The sequence below is a fragment of the Pseudomonas sp. SHLD1 genome, from assembly GCF_028640935.1.
Taxonomy (GTDB): domain Bacteria; phylum Pseudomonadota; class Gammaproteobacteria; order Pseudomonadales; family Pseudomonadaceae; genus Chryseomonas; species Chryseomonas aestiva.
The window spans coordinates 1-25,639 of record NZ_JAQZAD010000013.1 but is presented as its reverse complement, the minus strand read 5'-3'; the positions used below and the strand labels follow the sequence as shown (position 1 = coordinate 25,639).

The following is a 25,639-nucleotide window of genomic DNA, read 5'->3' as shown; positions in this document are numbered from 1 at the left end:
CCAGGGACCACCAGTGCCGATGCTCACGCTCACAGGTGGCATCTTTCTCTTGAGCTCCACTAGCCTCACCCTCGCCAAGGCGCCTTGCTGCTAGACCCAGCGCTGCGCCTGGCGCGTTTCTCCTACTATCCCCTTCCTCGCTCCACCGTCGCTTCCGTTCCCGCCCTGCTCTGCCCTCCTTCCGCTTGACAGCCCTATCCGCCGCCTCCGATGATTGCCCCATGTTCCGCTGACGTCGTCAGCAACATGCCCAGGCAGCTCTGGATCTCAAGACTGCAACGTGGCCACCCACGTCGATCCGAACCCATAGTTCGCCAAGCTTCCGGAGGCGCGAACGGTTGACCGGTTCTACCGGTTGATGGAGGCACCTCACACATCTGCTCTACCTACCCAGCGGGGACACACTCCCCCGCCCGGGATCAGTGTTTCTCCGCATTACTCACCTGCAGGAGAAACACCATGACCACCCCTACCCTGAGCTACCGCTTTGGCGAATCCGTCGGTACTGCCCTGCGTGAAATCATTCGCTCCGTGCGTAATGCCCAAGCCCAGGCACGTGCTGCGCGTCCGTCCATAGCACCGGCTGAACGTCGTGTAGTCGAGTTTCCGCAACCGATCGTATCGGCTGCGGTGCTCGATGAGATGGATCACGTGCCGGCGCTCGTTCGCCGCAACGCGATCGACCTCAACACCTGGTTCAAGCAAAACACCCAGGAAGCCCAGCCTGAAAAGCCAAAGCGCGAGCGCAAGCCGCGCAAACCCAAGGCTGCCGCCTCTGTCACTGAGCCCGTCCAGTCGCCAGCGCCCCGCGCGTTGCGTCCGGGCTCATTGGACCAGCTGATCGCCCCGTTCGACCCTGAGGTCGCGATGGCCAGCTGATTCACACCTCACCCCCCCTGTCGGGAAACCTCCCGTCAGGGCGGTTTTCCTGACTTCATCCCCTTGATCAAGGAAAACCATGACCTCAAAGAAACTGGCTGCGGCCGCTGAAGACCTTCGCAAGATCGGCACTACCTCGGTAGCCGCTGGTCTAGTGGGTGTCTTCCTGAGCGATCATCGGCTGCTAACGGCTTACGCCATAGCGGCAGGTGTTATAATCTGGCTCGTAGGCATCTACTTCACCTCGGAGGAATGACATGAGTCAGACCGCCTTTGGGATCACCATGTTGTCAGTGCTGCTGGTCGTCTGTGTTGGCACACCTGTCTGGCTAGACTGGCCCAACGTCAAACACAAGGCATTGAAGCTGATCCGCTCGCATTGATGCACCGCTCTACCAAAGCCCTCCTCTGGAGGGCTTTTTCATTTCAGGGGTATTGACAAGCGATACGGCCCTGAACATTCTGAGGGTGTATGCCGCTGACGTTGTCAGCAACATGCCCCAGGCAGTTTCGGATCTCACGACTGCGATGCGCTCCAAGCGCATTGATCCAAACCCAAGTTCGCTAAGCATTCGGTAGCGCGAACGATTGACCGGCACCCCCGGTTGATGAATGCACCTTCCACCCACCCTCGACGGGACTACCCGTCAGGGCCGGTCTCCGTCAAAACCTGGAGACCTTCTATGAGAAGCGGTTTAGCGTTGTACCAGGCATTGCGTTCCATCGATGTCTCGGAAGACAAAGCAACTGCTGTTGTCGATGCTCTGGAGACTGAAATGCAAACCCAGCTGGCTACCAAAGCTGATCTGGCACAGCTCAAGTCCGAGCTCGAACTCAAGCTCACCATCCGCATGGGCGTCATGCTCTCGGCCGCTGTTGGCGTCATGCTGACCGCGTTCAAGTTCATGCACTGACCTGGCACCACCCTTTCTGGCTACACCCACCCACGCGGGGAATACTCTTCCCCTCCCGGGCAAGGTGTTCTCCGTTTTCACCTATTGAAACTGGAGATACACCATGAGCAACCAAGCCAACGAAAGCCAATACTTCGACCTGCACACCACCGGTATCGGTTACCTCAACCGCATCCGCGAAGTGAAACCCAAAGGCAGAGGCGCCAAGCCGTTTTTGGCCGTCACCGTAGCAGCTCTGTGCGGCAGCAAAGAAGCGGTGGAATACCGCTACATCGACTGCAATGTCGTCGGCACCGAAGCTGAAAAGCTGGTTCGTCGTTGCATTGAAGCCGTCAACGCTGAGAAGAAGGTCCTCGTGTCCTTCCGCATCGGTGATTGCTGGGCTGATCCCTTCACCTACTCTTCCGGACCGAAGCAGGGACAACACGGCGCAAGCCTGAAAGGTCGCCTCCTGTACATCGGCTGGATCAAAGTGGAAGGTGAGTTCGTCTACGAAGCCAAACCGCGCGACGCAGCCCCGGCTGAGCAGCAAGGTACGGATCAAGGGGATGACAGCGACCAATCGGCCGCTTGATTCACCCAGTTCTTCCAGGCGCCCACCGGGCGCCCCTGCTCTACCCAGGCTTTGCCACCTTTCTCTTCGCACACCCATCCGGGGGCACCATCCCCGGACCGGGGCATGGTGATCTCCATTAGCTGAATTTTGGAGCCCATCATGCAAGTCATCGTCACCATCAAGTCCGAGCTGCCCGCCCTGCCCATCGTTGCCGAAGTCTCCTATGACGACGTCACCGAAGAGCTGCTGAGCAGCGACCTGTTCTGCGACAACGCCTGGTTTCTGTTCGAGATGAACGCCACCAGCGCTGACCGCGTCCAGGCCTGACTGACCACACCCTATAGGCGCCCTCGGGCGCCTTTGTCTTTTGGAGGCCCTATGGCTACCGATACCGTACCTGCTCACAGCAAGTTCGACCTCGACGATGCCGGTCACAACTACCCATTGCAGGTCCTGCAGTCCCGCCGCGGTTTCTACCTCGGCACCGTGGACGATGAGGGCATGCCCTTCAGTCGCGAGTCGAGCGAATACTTCCGCAGCCACAAGGCCGCAGAAAGCGCACTTAACTCAGGCAAGTGGACTCGGCATTCGCTGGGCATCTGACGAACTGAAATCTACCCTTAAGGGATTCATCATCCCGTGAGGGCATGATGAATCCCAGGACGTTGGAGGCATCATGGATTTGATTATTCAACACTTCGAAGGCCAGGCTTTCGTCAGCAACCCGTACGCACCTGGTACGTCTCTTCGCCAAGACCTTTTCGAGCGGCAATTCACCATTACCCTGCACGGGTCGATGGAGCGCTTCGAAGACTCCGGTCGTGGCACCTTCCACATCGATGGCTACGTCCAGCTCGGCCAGTGCGGCCTGCTCGATGACATCCTGCCCATCGCCTTGGAGGCAGTCCGACAAGACCGCTATCCAACACCTGCAGCAGCGCTCGACTTCTACCCGAAACGGATCTCCGTTTCCGATCGCCATGGCCACCTGGTCATGGTGGGCAAGGTAGATCGTGAAAGCCGCCGCATCGACTGGATTGACCCCTGCCGTACGGCCGAGGAAGAGAAGGTGGTGCTGGCTCAGATCCAGCTGTTGCGATCGCGCTCTGCGTTCCAACACGGCTGGGACAACTTCAGTACCTCTCGACTGCTAGACACCGACGCTGACCTACTCAAGGGCCGGCTGGTCCACAAAGCTTGGCGGCCGCACGTCCGTGCACTGCTAAGCGCCTGATCTCACCCTCCCACCCGGGGACACCGTCCCCTGGGGGCGGCTGTCTGCCAATATCAGGATCTTCGCTATGCCTCACCATCTGATTGTCGGCAACGCCATTCACAGCAGTGCAGCAAGCCTCCGGGAAGCCCAGACAGGCCTCTCGACGCTTCGCGCCCAGGGACTCAAGCCGCGGTTGTTTTTCTCCCTGTCGTTCGATTCGTTCGGCAGCGAGCTGGACGATGACGGTCGCCCGCTGCACCTCTACATCCTGATGTCCACGGATGAGTTCGAGTCCTACCTGACCCGCTTCGAGCGGATTCGCCTCCTGACCGACCCTGAGCACGCTGCGCCGCCGTTACGGGTCGTGGATGTCCGGGGAGTACTTGAGGGACGCGACTACTACATCGCCGAGCTGCTTTACCCCGGCTTCGCTGAGGAGCCCGAGATTCGTGTTCAGACCCTTCTGATGCGAGCTACCCAAGGGCTTGTTGACCTGCAGGACCTGCTGCACATCTAGCTTCACTTTTATCCACCTACCCAGAGGGGCTGACCCTCTGGGCCGCTCCTCGTCCGAGGAGTCTTCAATGAACAATTCGTCCACATCCACCGCCCAGGCGGTAACCGAACACCACGGCCTGGTAGCCGTCCTGACCGATCTACAACGCCAAGGATGGCGTGCCACTGAACTGTGGGATGGCGAGGCCTGGGAGCCTATCCATGCCATCTGGTCCGCTGAGGAGATCGCCAAGCACGCGGCGGAAACCGACTTGGCCAAGCTGCGCTTCCTATCAGAAAGCACCGCTGGCCACGAAGGTGTGATGCTGCTGGTATGGGGGAACAGCCCTATCGAGCTGATCGCAGACATGACCATAGCCAACGGCTTCGGTGAAGCCGTCGAGCTGGCCCAGCGAAGCGTTTGGCCGCACTACCCGGAGGAGGAATAGCCATGTGCTGGACCTGCCCGCAGTGCGGTTCTACCGACGTCTCCGCTGAGGGGGGAGTGATACCACCTCGACCGGACATTGATGCGCCCGAGGATGCTGAGTCCGACTGGGACGACACCTGCGAGATGACCTGTAACACCTGCCAACACCAAGATCTCTCGATGTTCTTCGCGAAGGACCTGGAACACCCCTAAACCCTAGCTCCACTGAGCCCCATCAACCACCACACCACCCAGAGGGGCCGACCCTCTGGGCGGCTCCTCTTCCTGAGGAGAGCCCCATGACCACCACCAATCCCTTCATTCGCGGCTACCAAGATCTGTACGTCCGCCGTGAGCTGCTGGTGACTTACGATGAGCACTTCGAGCCCTGCTACCGGCAGATCACTGCACAGCAGCAGGATCTAGCCGACCACCAGGTGGTAGGGCACCACTGCATTTTCAACGAGACCCATGCTGTGGCTGTAGAGCCCGGTGACGTCACGGAAGACCAGCACGCCCTCTACTCGGCCAACGGGCAGATACGTGCCGTGGTCTACGCGGTTCGGGCAATGGAGAACGGCCAGGAGCTTCACCTCGGCGACACGGAAACGCTGGAACGGGCCCAAGGCCTGCTCAAGCGTATCCAGTTCGAAACCGGCGTCTACAGTCGAGCCTTCGAGATCACCTCCTCCCATTTGCCCGATGACGAGTGGGATGAGCTGCAGGACCTGGTGCAGCACGCCGATACCCAACAGCTGATGTTCGAGTGCTTCACCCTGCCGGACAGCGATGCCGTCGGCTTTAAGCTGCACGGTACGCCTTGGACGAACGAGCACCTGAACAATCTGGAAGGGTTCGGACTGTCGACCCTGCAGGCCAAGCAACACGAAGAGGGCTTCATGCCGGAGACCATACGGGTGCTCGGCCTGGCAGGCCAGGCCGACGTCAGGATCCTGATTCTTGATCCCAATGGCTGCCTGCTCGAAGGCCTGCCTCAGTTCTAACCCCCCTATAAGGCGCCTTCGGGCGCCTTCCTCAAATTCGCAATTAGCTTGAGCGCTTAACCTTGAGCGTAAAAGTGAAGCGATCATCGGGGTGAGTAGTCACCGACGAGACAAGTAGCTCGCCACGATGCCCTCTATAGTGGCGAAGTATACGCAGCGCTGGGCTACCGGCAGGTGCTTCCAGACGTTCGCCCAATTCAGGCGTCAAGAGAACAGCCCGTACCTCTTGGTCCACTTCCTCCACACGCTGGCCATAGTGGCGTTCGATAAGGCTGGCGATCAACTGGCCCGGATTGGCCTCGGCCAGGGCATAGATCCGGTCATAGCGTTCGTCGTAGTAAACATCGGTCCAGCAGAGCGGGGCGCCGCGCTGCTGGTTGTCGATGCGCACGCTGGAAATTCGCCAGTAGCGTCCGCCGGGCTCCAGACCCAGCCGTCTGGCTAGGTCGCGGTCAGCCACCAGCTGCTCGGTCTCGCGGATTTCCCGGGTTTGGGTTTCCGCCAGATGGGCCAGGTCTTCCATGGACTGCAAGGCGTGGGTGTAGCCGCTGGCAGGAGGTGCCTCGACACGAGTGCCAACCCGTTTGCGTCGTGACACTAAGCCCTGGTGCTGCAATTGGGTAATGGCGGCCCGCACCGTATGACGACTCACTGAGAAATGCTCGCACAGCTCCAGTTCGGTCGGCAGCAGGCTGCCCACGGGATAGCGCCCGGAGGCGATGCCCTCCAGCAGGTCGTTGGCAACTACGTTGTACAGCGCCTGGCTCATCGCGGCGACATCTCGAAACGGACGGGTTGACAGTCTAGCACTGTGCGTGCTTTGAATATGTACGTACATATTCAAATGTACGCCATATAAAACGACAACGAGGCTCGTAGCATGTCCACCACCGTTTATGATTCCGTGCTCTTCCGCGACATGTTCGGCACCGCCGAGATGCGTAGCGTTTTCTCCGATCAGGCGCTGATCGAGCGCTATATCGAGGTAGAGGTCGCCCTGGCTCGAGCCCAGGCTCGCTGCGGGGTCATTCCCGCTGCCGCTGCTGAAGAGATCGCTGCCAAGTCACGCTTCGAAGCGCTGGATCTGGCGCTCATGCAGCACGAAACGGAAATCGTCGGCTATCCGATTCTGCCGCTGGTGGAGCAGCTTTCGAAGATCTGCGGTGAAGCGGGGCGCTACGTGCATTGGGGGGCCACCACTCAGGACATCATGGATACCGCCGTCGTACTCCAGGTCCGGGCGGCGTTGGCCTTGGTGGAGCGGGATGTTCAGGCTGTCCGGGGTCTACTCGCTGGACTCGCCGAGCGCTACCGCGACACCCCCATGGCCGGTCGTACCCACCTGCAACACGCGTTGCCCATCACCTTTGGCTACAAGTGCGCGGTCTGGTTGAGCATGTTCGATCGCCACGCAGAGCGCCTCGTGGAAATGCGTCAGCGAGTTCTCGTAGGACAGTTCGCCGGTGCCGCCGGGACCCTGGCCTCGCTGGGCGACAAAGGCTTGGAGGTCCAGGAAGCGCTGATGGAGGAACTGGACCTGCATGTGCCTCAGGCTACCTGGCACGTGGCTCGTGACGGTCTGGCCGAGGCGCTCAACGTGCTGGCGCTGATCACCGGCTCGCTGGGCAAGGTTGCGCTGGACGTGATGATGATGATGACCAGCGAGCTGGGCGAAGCCTATGAGCCCTTCGTCAAGGGCCGTGGTGCCAGCAGCACCATGCCGCAGAAACGTAACCCCATCTCCTGCGAGCTGATGTATGCCGCTGCGAAGGGTGTGCGTCAGCAGGCTGGCCTGATGCTCGACGCCATGATCCAGGACTTCGAGCGTTCCACTGGCCCCTGGCAGGCAGAGTGGGTGGCCATTCCCGAAGCCTTTGCGCTTACCGGAGCCTCTCTGTACCAGGCCAAGTTCATGCTTGGCGGGTTGGATGTTCGTACCGAACGTATGCGCCAGAACCTGGACATGACCAGAGGCCTGATCGTCGCCGAAGCAGTGATGATGGGGCTGGCGCCCGAACTGGGTCGTCAGGTTGCCCATGATGTGGTTTACGAGGCATGTCGAGTGGCGAACGACGAAAACGTCAGCCTCCTCGACGCACTGCTGCGGCGCAGCGACGTCAGCGATCGCCTTGGCCGTGCCGAACTGGAGCGCCTGACCGATCCCGCTAATTACCTGGGCCTGGCGCCCGAGATGGTTGATCGCGCGCTGGCTCGACCGGGCTCGGTACGGCGCTAAATCCCGCTCGCGCCGGAACAGTGCCGGCGCGTCTCGCTTCGATTCGATAATGACAACAACGAGATCGATACCATGTCAGCAGCTACCGACACGGCTCCTGCCGTTAGCAAAAAGCCCTTCTACAAGGACCTGACCTTCCAGGTCGTCGCCGCGATGATGCTGGGCATCGTCTGCGGGCTGGTGTTTTCTGACTTCGCAGCTTCCCTGAAGATTCTGGGCGACATCTTCCTGAAATTGATCAAGACCGCCGTGGCGCCCTTGGTGTTCTTCACCGTGGTGCACGGTATTGCGTCCGCGGGAGATATCAAGCGCGTGGGCAAGGTGGGTTGGCGCGCACTGGTCTACTTCGAGGTGGTGTCTACCCTGGCGCTGGCGCTGGGCCTGATCTGGGGCAATCTGCTCAGCATCGGCTCCAACATGTACGGTAGCCACCCCAGCAGCAGTACCGCAGCTGCTGCGAGTGCCGCCATCGCCAAGGGTGCCCAAGGACCCGTGTCCACCAAGGACTTCATCTACGGCATCTTTCCCGACAACTTCGTCGGTGCCTTCTCCGGTGGCCAGCTGCTACAGGTGCTGGTCATAGCCGTGCTGTTTGGCTTCGCTCTGCTGGCGCTCAAGCAAGAGCGCCGCGAAGTGGTAGAAGACGGCCTGAACCGGGTGTCGGAGTGTTTCTTCGAGTTCATCAACCTGATCATGAAGTTCGCGCCCATCGGCGCCTTCGGTTCGGTGGCCTATGCCGTCGGCAGCAACGGCACCGCCGTGCTGTTGTCGCTGGCCAATCTAGTGCTGATGTTCTACGTGGCAGTGGCCTTGTTCATCTTCGTCATCCTGGGCGCCGTATGTCGACTGTCCGGCTTCAGCCTCTGGCGCTTCCTCAAGTACATCAAAGACGAGATCTTCATCGTCATAGGGACAGCTTCATCGGAAAGCGCCCTGCCGCGATTGCTGCAAAAACTGGAGAAGTTCGGCTGTTCCAAGCAGAGCGTGGGCTTGGTGCTTCCCACCGGTTACGCCTTCAATCTCGACGGCACCTCTATCTACATGTCCCTGGGCGTGCTGTTTATCGCCAACGCCTATGGCGTGCCCCTGACCTGGGAACAGCAACTGGGCATCGTCGCCCTGATGTTGGTGACGTCCAAGGGCGCAGCGGCGGTGTCGGGTGGCAGTTTCGTGGTGTTCGCCGCCACGGTGACCGCGATTGGCGTGCTACCGGTAGAGGGTTTGGCGCTGCTATTTGGCGTGTACCGTTTCATGTCCATGGCCATCGCGACGTGCAACACCGTTGGCAACAGCGTCGCTACGGTGGTTGTGGCCAAATGGTCCGGCGAATTCGTTGAAAGCCAGGCGCGTGAGGAATACGTGCGGGTCTTGGGCCGCCAGCCGAGCCAGGCCCTGTAGCTAGTGGCTACTGAAGCGCCCGAGCCTTCCGAAGGGCGCTTCGAATCTAGACAGGGCAGCTCACCAGCGATTTATTCGGCAAGAGCAAATTCTAGACTCATTCGAACTATATGCAGGGATAGTCCCTTTGCTTTCCTACACCCATACCATTGCGTTCGAAAATTTGCTCACAGTTCGCTCTTGACCAAGCATAGCAGTTTCAGAATCTGGCTCACATGCCGCTGACGTTGTCAGCCATGCCCAAGTTGTCAGGATCTCAAGACCACAGCGCCCTACGCTGATCCAACCTCAAGCTTGCCGAGCATCCGGTAGCGCAAGCGGTCTGCCACGCCGATGGACGCTGTGCTTGAACAACACGTTGAGGGCAGCTAGCGCGGCGAGTTCGATTACCAAATCCGCACGTGCCTTTATCTTCACAACTGGAAACGACGGATCTGCCCATTTAGCTCAACGGCTAATTCAGAGAGTTGCTGGCTAGCAACGCGAGTTTGCTGCGCACCGGCTGCAGTCTGAACTGAGAGATCACGGATACGAACCAAATTACGATCAACTTCGCGAGCGACTTGTGCCTGCTCTTCAGCCGCACTGGCGATCACCAGGTTACGCTCATCAATACCTGATACTGACTGGGCGATAGCGGCAAGGGCAACGCTAGTGGATTGCGCTTGCTCCTGCGTTTGACGCGCTTGATCCGCACTCGTCAGCAAAGCATCAACAGTCTGACCTGTGCCTTGCTGGATGCTTCCGATCATAACCTCGATCTCACGAGTGGACTCACCCGTGCGATATGCCAAGGCTCGGACTTCATCAGCGACCACAGCAAACCCCCTTCCAGCCTCACCCGCCCGCGCCGCTTCAATGGCTGCGTTTAGGGCCAATAGGTTGGTCTGCTCAGCTACTGAGCGAATGACGTCCAGCACTTGACTGATATTGCGGGTTTGCTCGGCCAGTTGACGGGCCTGCTCGCTTGCGCCCAACACATTTTCGGTCAGGATCTCGATAGCGCCTAAGGTATTGCCTAACTGCCGCTGCCCCTGAAGCGCCGTATCAGCGGCATGCCGAGATTCGGAAGAAGTGACGCTGGCATTCCCAGCAACCTCCTCTACTGCCTGGCTCATCTCAGTCACCGCAGTAGCGGCCATTTCTATCTCGCTGTTCTGCTGCTGCAGACCGTTCGCGCTTTCCTGCATCACCGCCGTCATCTCCTCCGCGGCCGCTGAGAGCTGAGTGGCGGAATGTCCTATGTGACCCAGGGTGTCACGCAGATTGCCTTGCATCAGTTGCATGGCCTGTAGCAGTTGGGCGGCTTCGTCCTTACCGCTCACATCAAGGTTGTGTGAAAGGTCACCGCTCGCAATGGTACGCGCAGCCTTAACGGCATCAGCGATGGGGCGAGTCAAACTCCAAGTTAGCCGCCAAGCCAACAGCAACGTCAGGCCTATCGCTGCTGCGATGGCAACCCACGTCACTGTCAGGGCACGAGCGTAGGCGCTATCAGACTGCTGGGTAATGACTTCAGCAATATCCACGCTGATCTTTCGCAGCGCCTCGACGCGATCATTGATTTGCGAGCCGAGAGCCGCCATGGACGTCTGGACCAGCGTACGGCTCTCATCGAGCTTACCATCAGCCATCAGTTGCATGACTTGAGGGATATATTGAGCATACGCCTGGTGTGCCTGGAACAAGGAGTCGTAGGCCTTCTGCTCCGCATCACTGCTTATGAGCCTTTTATATCTGTCGAAACTGCTATCGACACTGACGTTAAGGGCCTCAATCTTCTTCCGCGTTGCTGCAACCGACACAGGGTCTGGCACAGCGAGCATCCGAAGCACTTCTACACGGGTACGTACGAGCAGCAGCGCCAACTGATCTGCCTCGACAATGCTAGGCACAGTGTCACGCTCTAAGATCAATCCTTTCTCGCGCAGATGGGAGAGCTGGGATAGTCCGAACAAGCCTAGTCCCGCGACGAGAGCGGCCAAAAGGCCAAAGCAAATGACGCTGCGAATGGCAATCGAGAATGATCTGAGCGACATGGTCTTGAGTCCGTTGTGATTTGATACCAACGTCTCGACCAAGCGGTCATCTTCTTTACCCTTTTCTTACCAGCGGCTCCATGGCGGGCTGAGCTAGGGTGGCCTACTGGTAGGAACTCCGCAGACCAATGAACTTGCTGGACAGGTAATCAGCGCCGCCTACCACGATAGGTTGAGCATGAGCGCACCATAGTCATCGGCGTTGGAAGCTCGCTAATTCCTTGCGCATTCGGTACATGAGATACAAGCCAATATCTTGCATGTAGCTGATGTCCATCACTTGGTGAAGCTGGGCCTGATAAGACACGCTTTTTCTATGTGATGGATCGGTAGCCCTGATAGTGACCAGAGGGGCGACATTGTCATCTGAGCGGTTGATCGTCACATCGATACTGTAGTCGGGTGGGAAAAAACCGACTACGTAAGCCAACACTCGCGAATCACGATCGACGTCCATTGTGCTCTCTCTCTTGACTCAACATTTCATAGCTTCACACCCCCCCCCTACGGCTCGCTCAAGCGAAGCGATAACTTTGACCGTAGACCGCGATCAGTAAATCTGAGAGTAGTAACCCCAGCGAACGGATGCGTCGCAGGCGATGAGGATTCAATCAGCCCAAGGACCCGACGGATGCATGCCAGGATCAGCCGACTAAACGTTGTCTCTAAGCAGTGTTACCTCTTGACCCCGTTCATCTTCGCTTTCAGAATTCATCCCACATGCCGCTGACGTTGTCAGCCATGCCCAGGTGGTCAGGATCTCAAGACCACGGCGCCCTGCGCTGATTCAACCCCAAGCTTGCCGAGCATCCGGTAGCGCAAGCGGTCGGCTCCGCCGATGGATGCACCTTTCACCGTTTTCTCCCACAGGGTACCCATTCCCTGTCGGGCATGGCGTGCCCCCCTTTTCACGAGGACCGCCATGATCAAGATCCCCGGCCACCTGGCCATCCGCACCATCCAGGGACGCAACGGCGCCTTCAACGTCGGCCGAATCTCTACCTCTATCGGCGAATTCGTCATCAAGGACGCTGTTCTCGAGCAACACGTCGAGGGCAAGTACCGCGGCGAGTTCGTCATCACCGAGATCCGTGCATCGTCCTACAGCACCGGCGGCCGCCTGGTCATCGAGATTCGCGCACGCTTGGACAGCATGGTGCTCGAGGACCTCGACACCCTGACGGCCTACGACAATGCGCAGATCGATGCGCAGTCGCCGGATCCGCTCGATGAAGAGCAACCTGTCGCGGCGCCCCCGCCAAAGGCGCGACCACAATCCTCTCGTCCCGCCAGGCCTGCCAGCGCTCCGGTAGCGCCTGCAGACGACAACGCACCCTTCGGGATGCCGGCATCGCCAGCCTCTACTCAGCTGACACCTGAGCCGGATGTCGATGATGCTGACCAGGAGCTCTTTGGTACGGTCTGGCCACTTGGCGAGACCGTGCGGCTGGACTCCACGGTCGACCGGCAACGCCTCCGGCAGCAATGCCAGCGGCTGGGCCAGTTGGGCTACACCATGGACTTCAAGTCGCAGGCCTGGAATCGCGCGGCCTGAGCTCACCCTTACAACCACACCCGGCTGGGACCTCTCCCAGCAGGAAGGCCTGGCCATCACTCAAGGACCTTCCCTATGGGCTGGCTGTTTTCTCACCCCACGCGCGATGCTCTGATCGCCGAACTGACCGCTAACGGCGAAACCGACCACTGCACCCGCACGGTCATCGATCATCACTTGGTCGATAACGTGCTGTGGCAGGTCGTGAGGCTGGTACCCAAGCGCGATGGCGTCTTTCCCGGCGTCGCCACCGGTGAGGCTTGCGTCTTGATCGGTTGTGTCCTACTGGACGTTCACGGTGGTCAATGGGGCCATAAGTCCCTGGACGAAAGCTCGGGCCCCTTCTACTGGAGTTGCCCGCTGCACTTCCTGCCCAGGGCCACCCACGGCATCAACCCCGAATGGCGCGAAGGCGTCCGGCGATACCACGCGGCGCGTTGAGCGCCTTCTCTCACCCACCTCGGGGCAACCGCCCCCTGGGCGCGTTGCCTCCCTCAGGAGCTGACGATGCCCCTCTACCCTATCGATGAGTGCCCCGATCTGCTGGTGGACGCCTGCGTCTGCGATGAAGAGCGGAGACTGATCTTTCTCTCGGCCTGGGGCCGCGACACGGCCGTCCAGGAGTTTTTGGCCAGACTCACCCTGGGACGCAGCGAAGGCGGTTTCAAGCAATTCCACCTGGTCCAGAGCGGCCGCAGCGTGCCGGTCTTTCCGGACGCTGAGCGACTGGAGAAACGAACGACCCGCCAGCTGCGCGGCACCCTGTTTGGCAGCCTGCTTCACGTCTGGCTGTTCGACGGGCGCTGCGCGGTACCGGATCGCGCCAATCACCTCGCCTACGCCCTGGTGCGCGACAACATCGACCCCCTGGCCAGCCTCTGGCCGCTGGTGGTCGACACCTGCCCACTTCCGCTCCTGCCGCACTGGCAGGGACCGGTCATGGAGCTGCTCCTGCAGGAGCAGATGCTCGAGCGCCTACCCGGCGCCCTGGGCGACCTGGCCGGCTGGCGACTTCGACTCAAGCTCGACGAGCTGCAGTACCACCTTGGCCAGCGCATCCGCGCGGGCCAGCTCACCACCTCCTGATCGGGCCGCTTGCGGCCCCTTACTCATTAACGTTTTTAACGTTTTTAACGTTTTTAACGTTTTTAACGTTCCTTAACTTTGCCCAACAGGAGCTCTACCCATGGCACTGATGTTTCCGCGCCTGGCGCGCAACTTCGCCAAGAACGGCTACTACCCCACCGATGAAGTCACACTCGAACGTACCCTGCAGGCCCTGAGCCCTGCCTCTATTAGCGCCATGCGGATCCTCGATCCGTGCGCCGGCGAAGGTGTGGCCCTGGCGGAAGCTGCTCATACCCTCGGGCGTGAGCGCGTCCAGGCCTGCGCGGTGGAGTACGACCGGGAGCGTGCCGAGCACGCCCGCGGTCTGCTCGATCGCGTCGTGCAGGGCGACCTCATGGACACCATCGTCACGCGGCAGGCCTTTGGGCTGCTCTGGCTCAACCCACCCTACGGCGACCTGGTCGCCGACCACAGCGGCGCCACCCAGTATCAGGGCAGCGGCCGCCGGCGACTGGAGAAGCTGTTCTACCAGCGTTCGCTACCGCTGCTGCAGTACGGCGGTACCCTGGTGCTGATCGTGCCGCACTACGTCCTGGACGATGAGCTGTGTGGCTGGCTCTGCAACCACTTCACCGGCCTGCGGATCCACACGGCCGCGGATCCGACCTTCAAGCAGGTGGTGATCTTCGGCATCCGGATTCGCCGGCAGGACCTGGCGAGACCCGCTGACGTCAAGGCAACCCGAGAGCGCTTTCGTGCGATCGGTAGCGGAGAGGCCTCGGCCGAACCGCTACCGGAGGTATGGCTCGGGGAACCCTATGGAGTGCCAGCCGCCGTCACGGAGCTGGAGCACTTCTACCGCGTCACCCTGGAGCCCGAGCAGCTCGCCCTGGAGACAGGTCGACTGGGCGGACTCTGGAGCGACTTCACCCTGCACTTTGGCCAGGCTGGCCAAGTACCACGCCCACCGGTCAAGGCGCTGTCGCAGTGGCACCTGGCTCTGGCCCTCGCGGCCGGAGCGATCTCGGGCGTGGTCACCTCTCCCAACGGGCGCGTCCTGGTTCTCAAGGGCGACACCCACAAGGAGAAGGTCAGCCGCACCGAATTCACCGAGGATGAGGATGGCAACGTCCTGGAGTCGAGGATCCTGACCGATCGTTTCGTGCCCGTGATCCGGGCCTGGGACATGACACCGGGATCTCAGACGCTGGGACAGGTCCTGACCATCACGTCGGCGCCGGCGGCCGAGCCACCCGCACCGGCAGCACCTGAACCACTCCGGCCACCGGCAGGACGCTTCGACCCTGGTCGGATCGTCATTACGGCAGCCGTGAGCGAGCTGGTGGAGCGCGGTGAGCTCAACCCCGTGACCTACCTGCGGCGTCACCTGCAGGCGGACTGGGGCGAGCTTGACCACGAAGACAAGCACAGCAATGACCAGGCCCTGCAGCTGGGCAATCGGCTGTTCTCTAGCTACGACACCCCGATGTCCGATGAGCCCCGGCTCTGGATCATCACCGAAGCTGACCGCAGCGTGACCACGCTGCTGTTGCCCTCGGACTACTAACCCGACCCGCCGCCGGCGGCCATGCTGTTACTCGACATCCTATTACTTCCACCCCCTGGGTACGCCGATACCCATCCGGGGTCGGCCGTGCCCGTTTCTCATCCCAGGAGATCCACATGACCGACCTCAACGCTGGCCAACCGGCCCTGCTCACCACCGTCAGCCTGACCGACTTCATCGCCGAGTTCGGCGAGGGTCTGCTCGACTCACTCAACCGTTCCAACCCACCGGTCTATGCCGGCGCCGCTCACACCGGGCGCCAGGCCGTGATGGCGGCTCTCAAACGCACACCCTTCCCGGCGCAAGCCGATGTCGTCCAGGCTATCGCCGCGCTGCTGCTCGACCGCGGCGAACACGCCGGCATAATCAATGCCGAGATGGGCACCGGAAAGACCATGATGGCCATCGCCGTGGCCGCTGTACTCCACGCAGAAGGCTATCGCCGTACCCTGGTCGTCTCACCGCCTCACCTGGTCTACAAGTGGCGGCGGGAGATCCTGGAAACCGTCCCGGGCGCGCGCGTCTGGGTGCTCAATGGACCCGACACTTTGGTGAAGCTGCTCAAGCTCCGCCAGGCCCTGGGCGAGCCGTACGATGGACGTCAGGAGTTTTTCATCCTGGGCCGCGTACGGATGCGGATGGGCTTTCACTGGCGGCTGGCGTGCGGCACGCGCCGCGCCGCCGGCGGACGGCGACTGGCCTGCTGTACAGACTGTGGTCGCGTGCTCGAGGACGAGGAAGGCAACTACCTCACCCTGGAGGACTTCCAGCGCGAAGAGCGACGCCGGCAGTGCCCAAAGTGCAAGGCGCCCCTCTGGACGCTGATGCGCCCGGGCAAGACCGCCGGCGGTGACAGACACAGCGTGATCCTCAAGTCGATGTGCCGCATACCGACCATTGGCCCTATCCGGGCCGAGAAGTTGGTGGCGGACTTCGGCGAAGAGTTTCTCGCCACGATGCTGGCTGACAACGTCCATGAGTTCATCAATCTGATGGACGCCAAGGGCAACTTCGTCTTCAGTGACCGCCAGGCCAAGCGCATGGAGCGGGCGATGGCCAACCTGGAGTTCGGCTTCGGTGAGGGCGGCTACCAGCCAACCGAGTTCATCAAGCGCTACCTCCCGGACGGTTACTTCGATCTGCTGGTGGTTGACGAGGGACACGAGTACAAGAACAGCGGTTCGGCCCAGGGCCAGGCCATGGGGGTGCTGGCAGCGAAAGCGCGCAAGACGCTGCTGCTGACGGGCACGCTCATGGGCGGCTACGCCGACGACTTGTTCTACCTCCTGTTCCGGATCCTCTCCCGGCGCATGATCGAGGACGGCTACCGACCGAACGCGCGCGGCAGCATGGCCCCCGCGGCCATGTCGTTCATGCGCGACCACGGCGTGCTCAAGGACATCTACACCGAGCGCGACAGCCAGTCGCACAAGACGGCCCGAGGCAAGAAGCTCTCGGTACGGACGGTGAAGGCCCCAGGCTTCGGCCCCAAAGGCATCCACCGCTTCGTGCTGCCCTTTACCGTATTTCTCAAGCTCAAGGACATCGGCGGCAATGTGCTGCCGGCGTACCAGGAGGAGTTCGTCGACATCCCGATGGAGTCGCACCAGGACGCGGCCTATCGGCAGCTGGCTGGCAAACTGACCGCGGAGCTCCGCCAGGCCCTGGCACGGCGAGACACCACGCTACTTGGGGTGGTGCTCAATGTGTTGCTGGCCTGGCCGGACTGCTGTTTCCGGCCGGAGGTGGTGAAACACCCTCGGACCCGGGACACCTTGGCCAGGGTTGATGCGATCTTTGACGAAGACCAGGCCAGCCCCAAGGAGGAGGCGCTGATCGAGCTGTGCCGTCAGGAGAAGGCGCTGGGCCGCAAGGTGCTGGCCTACACCGTCTACAGCGGCACCCGGGACACGACCAGTCGGCTCAAGCGGTTGCTCGAGCAAGCCGGTCTGAAGGTGGGGGTACTGCGTGCTTCGGTGGACACGGCCCGGCGCGAGGATTGGATCCTCGACCAGGTCGACCGTGGCGTCGACGTCCTGATCACCAACCCGGAGCTGGTGAAGACCGGGCTGGATCTGCTGGACTTCCCGACCATCGTCTTCCTGCAGACAGGCTATAACGTCTACACCCTGCAGCAGGCAGCGCGCCGGTCGTGGCGGATCGGTCAGAAGCAAGCGGTACGGGTGCTGTTCTTCGGCTATGCCGGCAGCTCGCAGATTACCTGCCTGCAGCTGATGGCCAAGAAGATCGCGGTGGCTCAGAGCACGTCGGGAGACGTTCCAGAATCAGGACTCGATGCGCTGAACCAGGATGGTGATTCGATCGAGATGGCCTTGGCTAGGCAACTGGTCAATGGATGAAAACGGCCCCTCTTCGGAGGGGGCTGTCCTGCTGATTTTTTCTCCTGAACGACTAGCCACCAATCCTCCTAAACCGCAACAACAAGAGTGAATATTTCCCAAATATCATTCTTCGATGCAAAATCAATTTTCAAAACCAATCCTTAAGCATCAAGCATAAGTTAAATAATGAAAACACTGTGTATATTGATTGTAACGTACTTTTATATACCTTTCGTCACGGGCTCGCTTAGACGATATGCCGACAGAACAGGATTCACAAAAAAAAGCCTTGCTGGTTACCTTTTAAACAGATTCCGACATTGCAGCTCAGACATAAAGTTCTTAGTCATATTAAGCACATCATTAGTAGTTTTAACGCCTTTAGTTTTTTACGTGCAGCTAACTGGGTCGAGAACAATGACCCTACGTATTACAATGCTTCCTTTGATGCTGTTAATTGTTGCAGCCTCAGTAATCTATGCATTCAGCTCTCCTGCTATCGCGTTGGGGTACAAAAAATTTCGCCCTTTATGGGCCTTCCTAATGGCTGTAAGTGCTGCCATAAATACGAGCCGAGCCGCTAGTTACGCTGAGAGTTTAATATCCAACCTTATCGGAATCAGGGCTAGCGATCTTCCAACAGCGCTAGCCAGATTAAGCCTTATCATGGCCCTATCGCGTGGGCAATCAGCTTCTCTTTTATGTTTCTTGCAATATATGCCATAACTCTATTTAAAACCATAGTGATTGATCTAAACCAAAAAAACAATCCACTCTTAACTGGGCATGGCGCCAAAATCGAAAAACAGCCAATTAAAACCCTTAGTACCGGGCTCGCGATTCCTGTATGTTTCGCAATGCTAGCCGTATCACCAATAAGCCTCCTTGAGGCAACACTAAAAACAGATTGGGCTGAAAGATTTATAAGAGAGCAGCTAGTGGATGCTAGCTTCCACGCCCCGGCAAAAGCATGCCAAGTGTCAAATATTAAAGATGCATTAGTAGCATACCTCGAAGGCGAGAAGTCACTTATAGCTATTCCAGACAAGCGTTTAGGCTACATATTTGGCAAGCTGGAATGCCCCTCAGTTTGGAGGAAAGCCCAAGACATCACGCACGATATTAAACTCGATGACATGCCGAACTGAGTGAGGTGGTGAGACGCCACGAGACCTGAAGAATCATAGCTAGGGTCGACGTAATCTTCGACAATGACCTAACGATCCTCAAGCAAGAGGCACCGGAAAAGCAGTGCTGCCAAAATAAGGCGCTTAGTCGCAATGTACTGGCGTACATTGCGACCGCAGCACTCGGAGCAGTATCAGATGGTTCAAGCAGGTGCTCGAGCCGAGCGGTCTGAAGGTAGCGGTATTGCTTGCCACAGTGGACACCGCCGGATGCGAGGATTGGATCTTCAACCATGTAGATCGCGCCGGCGGCGTACTGATCACCACCGTAGATCTGGTGAAAACTGGGCTGGATCTGCCGGACCTCCCGACCATCGTCTTCCTGCAGACGGGCTACAACATCTACACCCTGCAGCAGGCAGCACGCCGGTTGTAGCGGATCTATCATAAGCAGGTGGTACGGTTGCTGTTCTTTGGCTATGGATCAACGACCACACTTTGGCTATCGTCATGGACAGCAATGAGCTTTCAAAGTCTTCAAAAAATAATTATCACATGAATGCAGTGTCGCGATAATCACAGCTATCGATCTACAGGATCCATCCGTGTCAAACGTAGCATCATGAGTCATTTCGACACGAGGGGCCAGGCGCGATCGTTTGCTACAAACCTTAAGGACGTTAGCGTTGCGGCTAGCTAAAACGCTAACGTCCTTAAACGCTGCCTAATACCGACGAAAACAGTGGAAACCTTCACTAACTTAAATCCTAATAGCGTTCCGGACACCATCTCTTGCCATCATGACCTCAAAATTCTACCTTCCCCGAACGCTACACTCAAAATATAAAACCTATAACGAAGCGTCGTTATTGGCAGCTTCACGCTTTCTTGTTGTACTCGCAGAACCTGGCGCGGGCAAAACTCGCCTCATGGAAAGTTTAGCCCAGCAATTAGGAACCCAAATTATCACCGCAAACCGATTTGCTAACACAACCCAATCGATAAAAGGCCTTCCTATACTCATTGATGCATACGACGAATTAGCCAAAGTGGATGCCAGTGGTATATACAAGCTGCTTGCAATTGCGCAACGTAACAGCCCTACACATCTGGCGATTTCAAGTAGATCAAGCGAATGGGACCACGCTGCAAATAGCGCCTTTCAAGAGTTTTTTGGCGAGACGCCGCTAGTTGCTAGGCTAGCGGATTTCACCGAGAACGAGCAGCGCAAAATATTTGAGAATCACAGTCCAAAAGAAGACTTCTCAGCGTTCCACGCCGAAGTTGTACGATTTGACCTAGAAGCGCTGTTGCCCAATCCGCAATTCCTAAAGTTGTTCGCAGACGCGTATGTAGAGAGTGGACACAAGTTCACAGATAAAAAATCAATTTTTTCACTAGCGTTAGAACGTCTCGCCAAAGAAACGAATTCAACCGTAAGGAATTTCGGCGGATCATTATCTGCCACTCAGAAAGTAGATGCCACGTCCGAAATATTCGCAAAACTACTGCTTTCCGGCGCAGAGGGCGTAACTACAAGTGAAGCTAGTGAAGACCCGCTATATCCGTTCCTAAGATCCCTCTCTCCGGATACTTCCTCCATAACGACTATTCTCGCAACGCGTATGTTCAAGCCCGGCGATAGTATTGATACCCATCGCCCGGCTCACAAAATCATCTCTGAGTACGCTGCTGCAAATTATCTTACAAAGCGGATCAGCGACCCAGCTGATACGATTTCACTTGAGAAGTGCTTGTCTGTCATTGCGCCCAATTTGACGGTACGCGATGAGCTGCGTGGCCTGCTTGGATGGATGGCCTCGCTGGGCAATAAATCAATCCAGAAGGCGGCAATTGACCTTGACCCGTACGCGGTACTCGCCAACGGTGATCCGTCACAGTTAGAAACGGCTTCAAAAAAGCAACTTATCAATCGGCTCAAGGACATCGAAAGAAAAGACCCCTACTTCCGTAGGGGTGAATTCTGGCGCAGGTTTAGCGTCGCAGATTTTTTTACGCCCGAAGTTATCGACGAAATAAGACCTTTGCTCACGCAAGGCGCTGATGGTCACTTGCGAGACTTGGTGCTCGAGCTTTTGAATGGATCACCCGCAATCACGCACTTGACTGATGAACTGCGAGCGCTCGCTCTTTCCCCAAAAGAAGGTGAACATGGACGTTTGATGGCATTAAACTGCTTGCTTGACCAAGGTAACGTTTACGATCATTTGGGCGACATGGCCGTTCTTATCGTTGAGGCAAGCCATACGTCCCTCGAGCTAGTTGCGAAGGTCATTGAGAGACGCGGCGTAATCGCCTTTAGCGATCCATATCTATTAGACTACCTTCGAGCGTGTGTTTATTTATACCCAGCCCACAATGAACACATTGAACAGAAAATTGGCTCGCGCTATTTTATAAAACGCTTAGTCGGCCAATTTAATTTATCTACTGCCGAATTTCTGCTGAACGGCTTGACAAAAGGCTTAGTATGCATATGCACAAAAAGGAACTTCGAGTGTAATTGCAGGAACGGCATAAGCAAAATCGCTGGCTCTCTTCTCGATCGTTTCTTTGCGCTGTCATCACCTCCCTACGACCCAAGAAAAATATGGCAATGGGTGAGAAACTTGAACTTCCACCATAATATTCTTGCGGATCAGAGCAAGGCAGTTGAAGTTCTACAATCAAATAGAGAGTTGAGGCAAGGCATCATTAAACAAGTCTTCGGCGGGCTAACTGACAGGAACGACATATTTGAAACTAAGACAAACCATTTCGACTGGCACTCACACTCCGGCCTAATATTTCAGAAAGAAGACTATGAATTCATAGCCGATTACGCCTTCAAAATCGATAACGTGGAGCTTTGGACGGCATTTATTGCAAGGCATCAAATTTACAGAGACAAAACGCAGTGGGGACCGGACCTAATGCGACGGCATATGCGTGAACAAGCGGCGGTCAAACCAGCTTTCATGCGCGCCTGGATAAAGTCAAACCGAGATGACGCGAAATTTAATAAGCAGCACCGCATTCCAAGGTTTCGACCTTCGCGGCGAGTCAAGAGGCGCAATAGGCGGAGAGATGAAGTACGGGCCGCCAATATCAAATATGTCCACGACAACCGCGAACTTATAGAACGGGGACGTCATTTGGGCTGCTTGATCAGATTTTCTGAATTGATACTTATGCAGCCGGAGAAGATCGAAGAGCAGTTCTTCATTGAAGGCATCGTCAGGAATGGTCTTCGAAACTGCTTGGACTTCATCGCACCGAAAATTCCATCTTTAGCAGAGTTAGCGCAGCTTCATTGCGCCTCTCAATACCAAAAATCAGAGACCGTATTATATGCCGCTTGCTTAGAGATTCTTCGGAGGGATGGCAATCTGAACTGCGTCCCAGTTGAACTACTCCTGGCGCTTAGAACAAACTTAGACATGCATTACAGCGCAGTCAAAGTGGACGATAGAAATGCTCTAGAGTCTGAGGTAAACCGTTTAGCCCTTTCCACTGATGAAGAAGTCGAAAGCTTTTGCCGAAAGTACATAGAGCCACAGCTCCGCGACCCTAATTGCCAACACCCACAGGTTCATTGGTTACGTCACAATCCGGTTTTTAAACCCGTTGCCGCGAGATTAGCATATGATTGGCTGTGCACGATCAATCTAATGCCATTGCCGGCGCTTGACACTCTATTTGAAATTGCCGCGCAATACATTGACAGGGAACGTTTGGAAGAGCTTATAGCCTGCCGCTCTTCAGAGCTGACATCGGAGACTCCAGAAGAGCGGCGTTCTTTTTGGTTTATGCGCGCAATATACTTCTTAAAAAGCAATAAATCCCCATATTGGAATTGGCTGATTTCCGATAAGAACAATATTCTGCTGCTCAATGAGCGATCAGGGAGTATGAGCCGCAGCGACAATCAGACATGGCCGCGCCTTACATCAGACAAGGTAGAAGTGATTCTCGGAGCGTTCCTTCCGCATTGGCCCAAAGTACCGCTACCAAGCTCATGGGGGACAGGCAGCCCGAATGAAGAGACAGCATACCGCTTTTTGAAGGATATCATCTGGGCAATGAGTGCCGATGATCCTGAATGCGCTATCCCGGTGATTAAAAACATGCTGAGCAATGCCCTTTATGCAGACTTGCACAGGGATATGCGAAGTATACTGTCAGGCCTGGCACGCAAGAAAGCACTTAGTAACTTCAAGCCGCCAAGTCCCAACGAAATTGTTCAAATGCTTGATCAGGACGCAGTCATCACGGTCGAAGGCTTACGTCAAATAGTGTTACAGGAGCTATCGAAACTGCAGAGTGCGATCGACGGAGGCGAGTTCAATACTGCAGAGCGTTTCTACGCTGGAACAAAAAGGCTAGATGAAGAGCCGTGCACTCGGCTCATTGCAGAGAGGCTAAGTCTAATCCTAGAGCCTAAGAACATCACTATCACACCAGAGCACCATTTAAAACACGACAAGCGCTGCGACTTTACAGTTGCAAAAGTGCTAGCGGGAAAGAGACGCTTGCTTGTTACAGAGGTTAAGGGGCAATGGCATCCCAAGCTTTACGAAGCAGCTTCAAATCAGCTTGGCAACCTGTACGCGATCCACCCCGATGCCGAGCAACAAGGCATCTATTTAGTAATTTGGTTCGGCGCTGACGAGACGGTGGCAGGCTTAAAAAGGCATGGTATCTCTCATGCTATGGAACTCAAAGACAGGTTAGAGAATACACTCCCGGACAGATTAAAGGGCTTGATCGACGTCTTCGTTCTAGATGTCTCTAAGAAGAAACAATAAGCGAGCGTCCAAAGAATATCTAACAAAAACTTTTTGCCAACTACACTAGATCCAGCGTCGGCCACGTCGCCGTAGCAGCTCAGTATTTTCCTTCAAGCATTATCCGGAGGTCATGATCGTACAGTAGAGTTGAATCTATCAAATTGAGCGCATGACGAATCAATCTATCGTCACGGTCACCATCAGGGTCGCCGCTCTTTCCACCATGAAATAGGTTATTTCTTATTCGCCGGAGAGACCCCATTAATTTTTGGAAATTCGAAACTGAGCCTACATGCTCCAACCAAGAGAACCATGACCGTCGAAAACTTGGTGCTCAGGTGGCGTTTGGAGTCCGTGGCTACCAATTTAGTCGTGTGCTTTTACCCGTACCTCACGCGCTACACCTTTCATTATCGCTCCAGGCGTGGCGAAAAGTAGTCAGACAGACCCAAACGACTACGTGTATATTTCGAGACGCCAAACGACTACACCGGAGCCGCCATGTTCGTTCGCGCCTACCTTCGAGCCTCGACAGACGATCAAGACGCCACCCGCGCGAAGGAGACGCTACGCACCTTCGCCACCGAGCATGGCGCCCGGATTGCGGCGACCTATGTCGAGAACGCCTCTGGCACGCTGCTGGATCGTCGCGAACTGCTGCGCCTGCTGGCCGACGCGGAGCCCGGGGATGTACTGCTGGTGGAAGCAGTTGACAGACTGTCCCGGCTTGACCGTGCGACCTGGGACCAGCTGCGCGATCGGATCGCGAGGGCGGGCCTGCAGGTGGTCTCCCTCGATCTACCACTGACCCATGCACTGATCCGGCCGGCGGCGGCCGGTGGCGATGGCCTGCAAGAGTGGATGACGCGGGCTCTATCCCAGATGTTCTTGGAGTTCATGGCGGCGTTTGCTAGGAAGGACTACGAAACGCGCCGCGCCCGGGCAGCCCAGGGCATCGCCAAAGCGAAGGCGGCGGGAGTCTATAAAGGGCGACCGAGGGATGAGCAGCTGCATTCGCGGATCCGCGAATGCCTGGCCAGGGGGATGTCGGTGCGGGGGACGGCTAGGCTATTGGAGTGCTCGACCAGCACCGTCAACCGGTGCAGGGCGACACAGGTAACGGCGCTGTAGCTATTTGCCTGCCATTGCTGTCGTACCCTGATGGAAAATCAGGGTCCAACGTTCGACATCCAAGCGCACCCAATAAGACGAGCGTTGAGCTATCCCACCATCTGAATGGCTGGTGCGGTATCGCAGAAGAGCACTATCCCTATCGGCAAAAGTAAGCTGGAAATCGGTCGCTACGAACCTCGATTCGGACGACTCCCTAACCAAGGCGTCAATTGTTTGCTCTCGACTGACCATCGCGCCGGATCTTGTGATTTCGCTGAATTCAGGATGCAGTACCTGCTCAAGCCAGTCCCGGCAGTGGCGCTGACCAGCATGCAGTGTGACCTCCAGTCCCCGCAATCTCTCTAGTAATTCGTCCATTTTGATGACCTTACGTACAGCCCAAATTGACCATAATCTCTACTTATGCGCAGACGGTGTGTTACGGCCAAATAGTAATGTCGCGATCCAGCCAAATAGAAATGTCCTGATCACGCCTGGCGGCTAGCCTACCGGCTTTCCAGCCGATGTGGAGCGATGGGATGTCAGCCTACGAGCGGATCACGATGATCCTACGCGAAGTCGATCGCCTCAAAGTCATCCAGGCGGTGACCGAGCGTCTGCTCACGCCCACCAGCCCGGCGCGTGCAGCTGAGTACCCGGCAGGTTCACCGCCGGGTGCTGTGTTACCGCGATGCCGGCGTTTCAGGCCTGACTTCATTTAAGCGCGGCCAGCCGAGCAATGATCGCTTGCGACCTGGCATCGAGTAGCGCGCCCCGCGCTCCGTTCTACGTTCAGCCTGAGGGCGTTGCCGGATATTTAGGCGCTGGCGGTGCGGAACAGGCTCATGCGTCGTTCCAGGTCTTCGGCCAGCTCCGCCAGCTGACGACTGGCCCCGGCGATCTGCTGCGA

Annotated in this window: 25 protein-coding genes; 21 read left to right on the top strand and 4 right to left on the bottom strand. The window is 57.4% G+C overall.

The window, feature by feature from the left end; translation table 11 throughout:
• Positions 1 to 459: 459 nt before the first annotated feature.
• The 10 genes from PVZ77_RS05645 to PVZ77_RS05600 all read left to right on the top strand — a co-directional run bounded on the left by PVZ77_RS05645 (position 460) and on the right by PVZ77_RS05600 (position 5,494).
• Positions 460 to 879, top strand: a complete 420-nt coding sequence (locus PVZ77_RS05645) for a hypothetical protein (protein ID WP_273805845.1) — start codon at positions 460 to 462, stop codon at positions 877 to 879.
• 257 nt (positions 880 to 1,136) lie between these two features.
• A complete protein-coding gene (locus PVZ77_RS05640; RefSeq protein ID WP_255211781.1) occupies positions 1,137 to 1,262 on the top strand; it encodes a hypothetical protein in 126 nt (41 codons plus the stop codon).
• A 300-nt stretch (positions 1,263 to 1,562) separates the two neighbouring features.
• A complete protein-coding gene (locus tag PVZ77_RS05635) occupies positions 1,563 to 1,793 on the top strand; it encodes a hypothetical protein (RefSeq protein WP_058778667.1) in 231 nt (76 codons plus the stop codon).
• Between the two features lie 103 nt (positions 1,794 to 1,896).
• Positions 1,897 to 2,367 carry an STY4534 family ICE replication protein gene (locus PVZ77_RS05630; protein ID WP_273805844.1) on the top strand — a complete coding sequence of 157 codons (471 nt, stop codon included), beginning with the start codon at positions 1,897 to 1,899 and terminating at the stop codon, positions 2,365 to 2,367.
• Between the two features lie 141 nt (positions 2,368 to 2,508).
• A complete protein-coding gene (locus PVZ77_RS05625; RefSeq protein WP_273805843.1) occupies positions 2,509 to 2,676 on the top strand; it encodes a hypothetical protein in 168 nt (55 codons plus the stop codon).
• A 51-nt stretch (positions 2,677 to 2,727) separates the two neighbouring features.
• On the top strand, positions 2,728 to 2,952 hold the full coding sequence (locus tag PVZ77_RS05620) for a hypothetical protein (protein ID WP_273805842.1): 225 nt from the start codon (positions 2,728 to 2,730) through the stop codon (positions 2,950 to 2,952).
• A gap of 73 nt (positions 2,953 to 3,025) precedes the next feature.
• Positions 3,026 to 3,583 (top strand): hypothetical protein, encoded by a 558-nt coding sequence (locus PVZ77_RS05615; protein WP_273805841.1) that lies wholly within the window; start codon positions 3,026 to 3,028, stop codon positions 3,581 to 3,583.
• Positions 3,584 to 3,650: 67 nt separating this feature from the next.
• Positions 3,651 to 4,082: a hypothetical protein gene (locus PVZ77_RS05610; protein WP_273805840.1), complete on the top strand. Its 432-nt coding sequence runs from the start codon at positions 3,651 to 3,653 to the stop codon at positions 4,080 to 4,082.
• A 67-nt stretch (positions 4,083 to 4,149) separates the two neighbouring features.
• On the top strand, positions 4,150 to 4,509 hold the full coding sequence (locus PVZ77_RS05605; RefSeq protein ID WP_273805839.1) for a hypothetical protein: 360 nt from the start codon (positions 4,150 to 4,152) through the stop codon (positions 4,507 to 4,509).
• A gap of 280 nt (positions 4,510 to 4,789) precedes the next feature.
• Positions 4,790 to 5,494 carry a DUF5983 family protein gene (locus tag PVZ77_RS05600; protein ID WP_273805838.1) on the top strand — a complete coding sequence of 235 codons (705 nt, stop codon included), beginning with the start codon at positions 4,790 to 4,792 and terminating at the stop codon, positions 5,492 to 5,494.
• A 43-nt stretch (positions 5,495 to 5,537) separates the two neighbouring features.
• Here the strand turns inward: PVZ77_RS05600 and PVZ77_RS05595 are convergent, their stop codons facing one another.
• Complete coding sequence (locus PVZ77_RS05595; protein WP_273805837.1) at positions 5,538 to 6,263, bottom strand: GntR family transcriptional regulator; 726 nt, start codon at positions 6,261 to 6,263, stop codon at positions 5,538 to 5,540.
• Between the two features lie 111 nt (positions 6,264 to 6,374).
• Here PVZ77_RS05595 and pcaB point away from each other — a divergent pair, with 111 nt between their 5' ends.
• Positions 6,375 to 7,730 carry a 3-carboxy-cis,cis-muconate cycloisomerase gene (pcaB, locus tag PVZ77_RS05590; RefSeq protein WP_273805836.1) on the top strand — a complete coding sequence of 452 codons (1,356 nt, stop codon included), beginning with the start codon at positions 6,375 to 6,377 and terminating at the stop codon, positions 7,728 to 7,730.
• Positions 7,731 to 7,802: 72 nt separating this feature from the next.
• Complete coding sequence (locus tag PVZ77_RS05585) at positions 7,803 to 9,128, top strand: cation:dicarboxylate symporter family transporter (RefSeq protein ID WP_273805835.1); 1,326 nt, start codon at positions 7,803 to 7,805, stop codon at positions 9,126 to 9,128.
• 413 nt (positions 9,129 to 9,541) lie between these two features.
• Here the strand turns inward: PVZ77_RS05585 and PVZ77_RS05580 are convergent, their stop codons facing one another.
• Positions 9,542 to 11,167 (bottom strand): methyl-accepting chemotaxis protein, encoded by a 1,626-nt coding sequence (locus PVZ77_RS05580; protein ID WP_273806319.1) that lies wholly within the window; start codon positions 11,165 to 11,167, stop codon positions 9,542 to 9,544.
• Positions 11,168 to 11,360: 193 nt separating this feature from the next.
• Positions 11,361 to 11,624 carry a hypothetical protein gene (locus tag PVZ77_RS05575; protein ID WP_273805834.1) on the bottom strand — a complete coding sequence of 88 codons (264 nt, stop codon included), beginning with the start codon at positions 11,622 to 11,624 and terminating at the stop codon, positions 11,361 to 11,363.
• A 465-nt stretch (positions 11,625 to 12,089) separates the two neighbouring features.
• Here PVZ77_RS05575 and PVZ77_RS05570 point away from each other — a divergent pair, with 465 nt between their 5' ends.
• The 9 genes from PVZ77_RS05570 to PVZ77_RS05530 all read left to right on the top strand — a co-directional run bounded on the left by PVZ77_RS05570 (position 12,090) and on the right by PVZ77_RS05530 (position 24,747).
• The gene (locus PVZ77_RS05570) at positions 12,090 to 12,722 is read left to right on the top strand and encodes a DUF3275 family protein (protein ID WP_273805833.1); all 633 of its coding nucleotides are present in this window, start codon (positions 12,090 to 12,092) and stop codon (positions 12,720 to 12,722) included.
• Positions 12,723 to 12,797: 75 nt separating this feature from the next.
• Positions 12,798 to 13,163 carry a hypothetical protein gene (locus PVZ77_RS05565; protein ID WP_273805832.1) on the top strand — a complete coding sequence of 122 codons (366 nt, stop codon included), beginning with the start codon at positions 12,798 to 12,800 and terminating at the stop codon, positions 13,161 to 13,163.
• Between the two features lie 66 nt (positions 13,164 to 13,229).
• A complete protein-coding gene (locus PVZ77_RS05560) occupies positions 13,230 to 13,808 on the top strand; it encodes a hypothetical protein (protein WP_273805831.1) in 579 nt (192 codons plus the stop codon).
• 100 nt (positions 13,809 to 13,908) lie between these two features.
• Complete coding sequence (locus tag PVZ77_RS05555; RefSeq protein ID WP_273805830.1) at positions 13,909 to 15,357, top strand: DUF6094 domain-containing protein; 1,449 nt, start codon at positions 13,909 to 13,911, stop codon at positions 15,355 to 15,357.
• A gap of 116 nt (positions 15,358 to 15,473) precedes the next feature.
• Positions 15,474 to 17,717: an SNF2-related protein gene (locus tag PVZ77_RS05550; RefSeq protein ID WP_273805829.1), complete on the top strand. Its 2,244-nt coding sequence runs from the start codon at positions 15,474 to 15,476 to the stop codon at positions 17,715 to 17,717.
• A gap of 683 nt (positions 17,718 to 18,400) precedes the next feature.
• Positions 18,401 to 18,847, top strand: a complete 447-nt coding sequence (locus tag PVZ77_RS05545; protein WP_273805828.1) for a hypothetical protein — start codon at positions 18,401 to 18,403, stop codon at positions 18,845 to 18,847.
• 190 nt (positions 18,848 to 19,037) lie between these two features.
• The gene (locus PVZ77_RS05540) at positions 19,038 to 19,262 is read left to right on the top strand and encodes a hypothetical protein (protein WP_273805827.1); all 225 of its coding nucleotides are present in this window, start codon (positions 19,038 to 19,040) and stop codon (positions 19,260 to 19,262) included.
• A gap of 364 nt (positions 19,263 to 19,626) precedes the next feature.
• On the top strand, positions 19,627 to 23,634 hold the full coding sequence (locus PVZ77_RS05535; protein WP_273805826.1) for an NACHT domain-containing protein: 4,008 nt from the start codon (positions 19,627 to 19,629) through the stop codon (positions 23,632 to 23,634).
• 483 nt (positions 23,635 to 24,117) lie between these two features.
• Positions 24,118 to 24,747: a recombinase family protein gene (locus PVZ77_RS05530; RefSeq protein ID WP_273805825.1), complete on the top strand. Its 630-nt coding sequence runs from the start codon at positions 24,118 to 24,120 to the stop codon at positions 24,745 to 24,747.
• Here the strand turns inward: PVZ77_RS05530 and PVZ77_RS05525 are convergent, their stop codons facing one another.
• Entirely contained in the window at positions 24,748 to 25,107 is a 360-nt protein-coding gene (locus PVZ77_RS05525; protein WP_273805824.1) for a nuclear transport factor 2 family protein, read from the bottom strand.
• Between the last annotated feature and the right edge of the window lie 532 nt (positions 25,108 to 25,639).

Bases quoted from the DNA above. Each gene is read 5' to 3' on its own strand.
- PVZ77_RS05600 (WP_273805838.1), top strand. From the start codon at position 4,790: ATGACCACCACCAATCCCTTCATTCGCGGCTACCAAGATCTGTACGTC.
- PVZ77_RS05610 (WP_273805840.1), top strand. From the start codon at position 3,651: ATGCCTCACCATCTGATTGTCGGCAACGCCATTCACAGCAGTGCAGCA.
- PVZ77_RS05580 (WP_273806319.1), bottom strand. From the start codon at position 11,167: ATGTCGCTCAGATCATTCTCGATTGCCATTCGCAGCGTCATTTGCTTT.
- PVZ77_RS05560 (WP_273805831.1), top strand. From the start codon at position 13,230: ATGCCCCTCTACCCTATCGATGAGTGCCCCGATCTGCTGGTGGACGCC.
- PVZ77_RS05555 (WP_273805830.1), top strand. From the start codon at position 13,909: ATGGCACTGATGTTTCCGCGCCTGGCGCGCAACTTCGCCAAGAACGGC.
- PVZ77_RS05525 (WP_273805824.1), bottom strand. From the start codon at position 25,107: ATGGACGAATTACTAGAGAGATTGCGGGGACTGGAGGTCACACTGCAT.
- PVZ77_RS05605 (WP_273805839.1), top strand. From the start codon at position 4,150: ATGAACAATTCGTCCACATCCACCGCCCAGGCGGTAACCGAACACCAC.
- PVZ77_RS05630 (WP_273805844.1), top strand. From the start codon at position 1,897: ATGAGCAACCAAGCCAACGAAAGCCAATACTTCGACCTGCACACCACC.
- PVZ77_RS05645 (WP_273805845.1), top strand. From the start codon at position 460: ATGACCACCCCTACCCTGAGCTACCGCTTTGGCGAATCCGTCGGTACT.
- PVZ77_RS05585 (WP_273805835.1), top strand. From the start codon at position 7,803: ATGTCAGCAGCTACCGACACGGCTCCTGCCGTTAGCAAAAAGCCCTTC.
- PVZ77_RS05530 (WP_273805825.1), top strand. From the start codon at position 24,118: ATGTTCGTTCGCGCCTACCTTCGAGCCTCGACAGACGATCAAGACGCC.
- pcaB (WP_273805836.1), top strand. From the start codon at position 6,375: ATGTCCACCACCGTTTATGATTCCGTGCTCTTCCGCGACATGTTCGGC.
- PVZ77_RS05595 (WP_273805837.1), bottom strand. From the start codon at position 6,263: ATGAGCCAGGCGCTGTACAACGTAGTTGCCAACGACCTGCTGGAGGGC.
- PVZ77_RS05575 (WP_273805834.1), bottom strand. From the start codon at position 11,624: ATGGACGTCGATCGTGATTCGCGAGTGTTGGCTTACGTAGTCGGTTTT.
- PVZ77_RS05565 (WP_273805832.1), top strand. From the start codon at position 12,798: ATGGGCTGGCTGTTTTCTCACCCCACGCGCGATGCTCTGATCGCCGAA.
- PVZ77_RS05625 (WP_273805843.1), top strand. From the start codon at position 2,509: ATGCAAGTCATCGTCACCATCAAGTCCGAGCTGCCCGCCCTGCCCATC.
- PVZ77_RS05570 (WP_273805833.1), top strand. From the start codon at position 12,090: ATGATCAAGATCCCCGGCCACCTGGCCATCCGCACCATCCAGGGACGC.
- PVZ77_RS05550 (WP_273805829.1), top strand. From the start codon at position 15,474: ATGACCGACCTCAACGCTGGCCAACCGGCCCTGCTCACCACCGTCAGC.
- PVZ77_RS05620 (WP_273805842.1), top strand. From the start codon at position 2,728: ATGGCTACCGATACCGTACCTGCTCACAGCAAGTTCGACCTCGACGAT.
- PVZ77_RS05635 (WP_058778667.1), top strand. From the start codon at position 1,563: ATGAGAAGCGGTTTAGCGTTGTACCAGGCATTGCGTTCCATCGATGTC.
- PVZ77_RS05640 (WP_255211781.1), top strand. From the start codon at position 1,137: ATGAGTCAGACCGCCTTTGGGATCACCATGTTGTCAGTGCTGCTGGTC.
- PVZ77_RS05615 (WP_273805841.1), top strand. From the start codon at position 3,026: ATGGATTTGATTATTCAACACTTCGAAGGCCAGGCTTTCGTCAGCAAC.
- PVZ77_RS05545 (WP_273805828.1), top strand. From the start codon at position 18,401: ATGTTTCTTGCAATATATGCCATAACTCTATTTAAAACCATAGTGATT.
- PVZ77_RS05535 (WP_273805826.1), top strand. From the start codon at position 19,627: ATGACCTCAAAATTCTACCTTCCCCGAACGCTACACTCAAAATATAAA.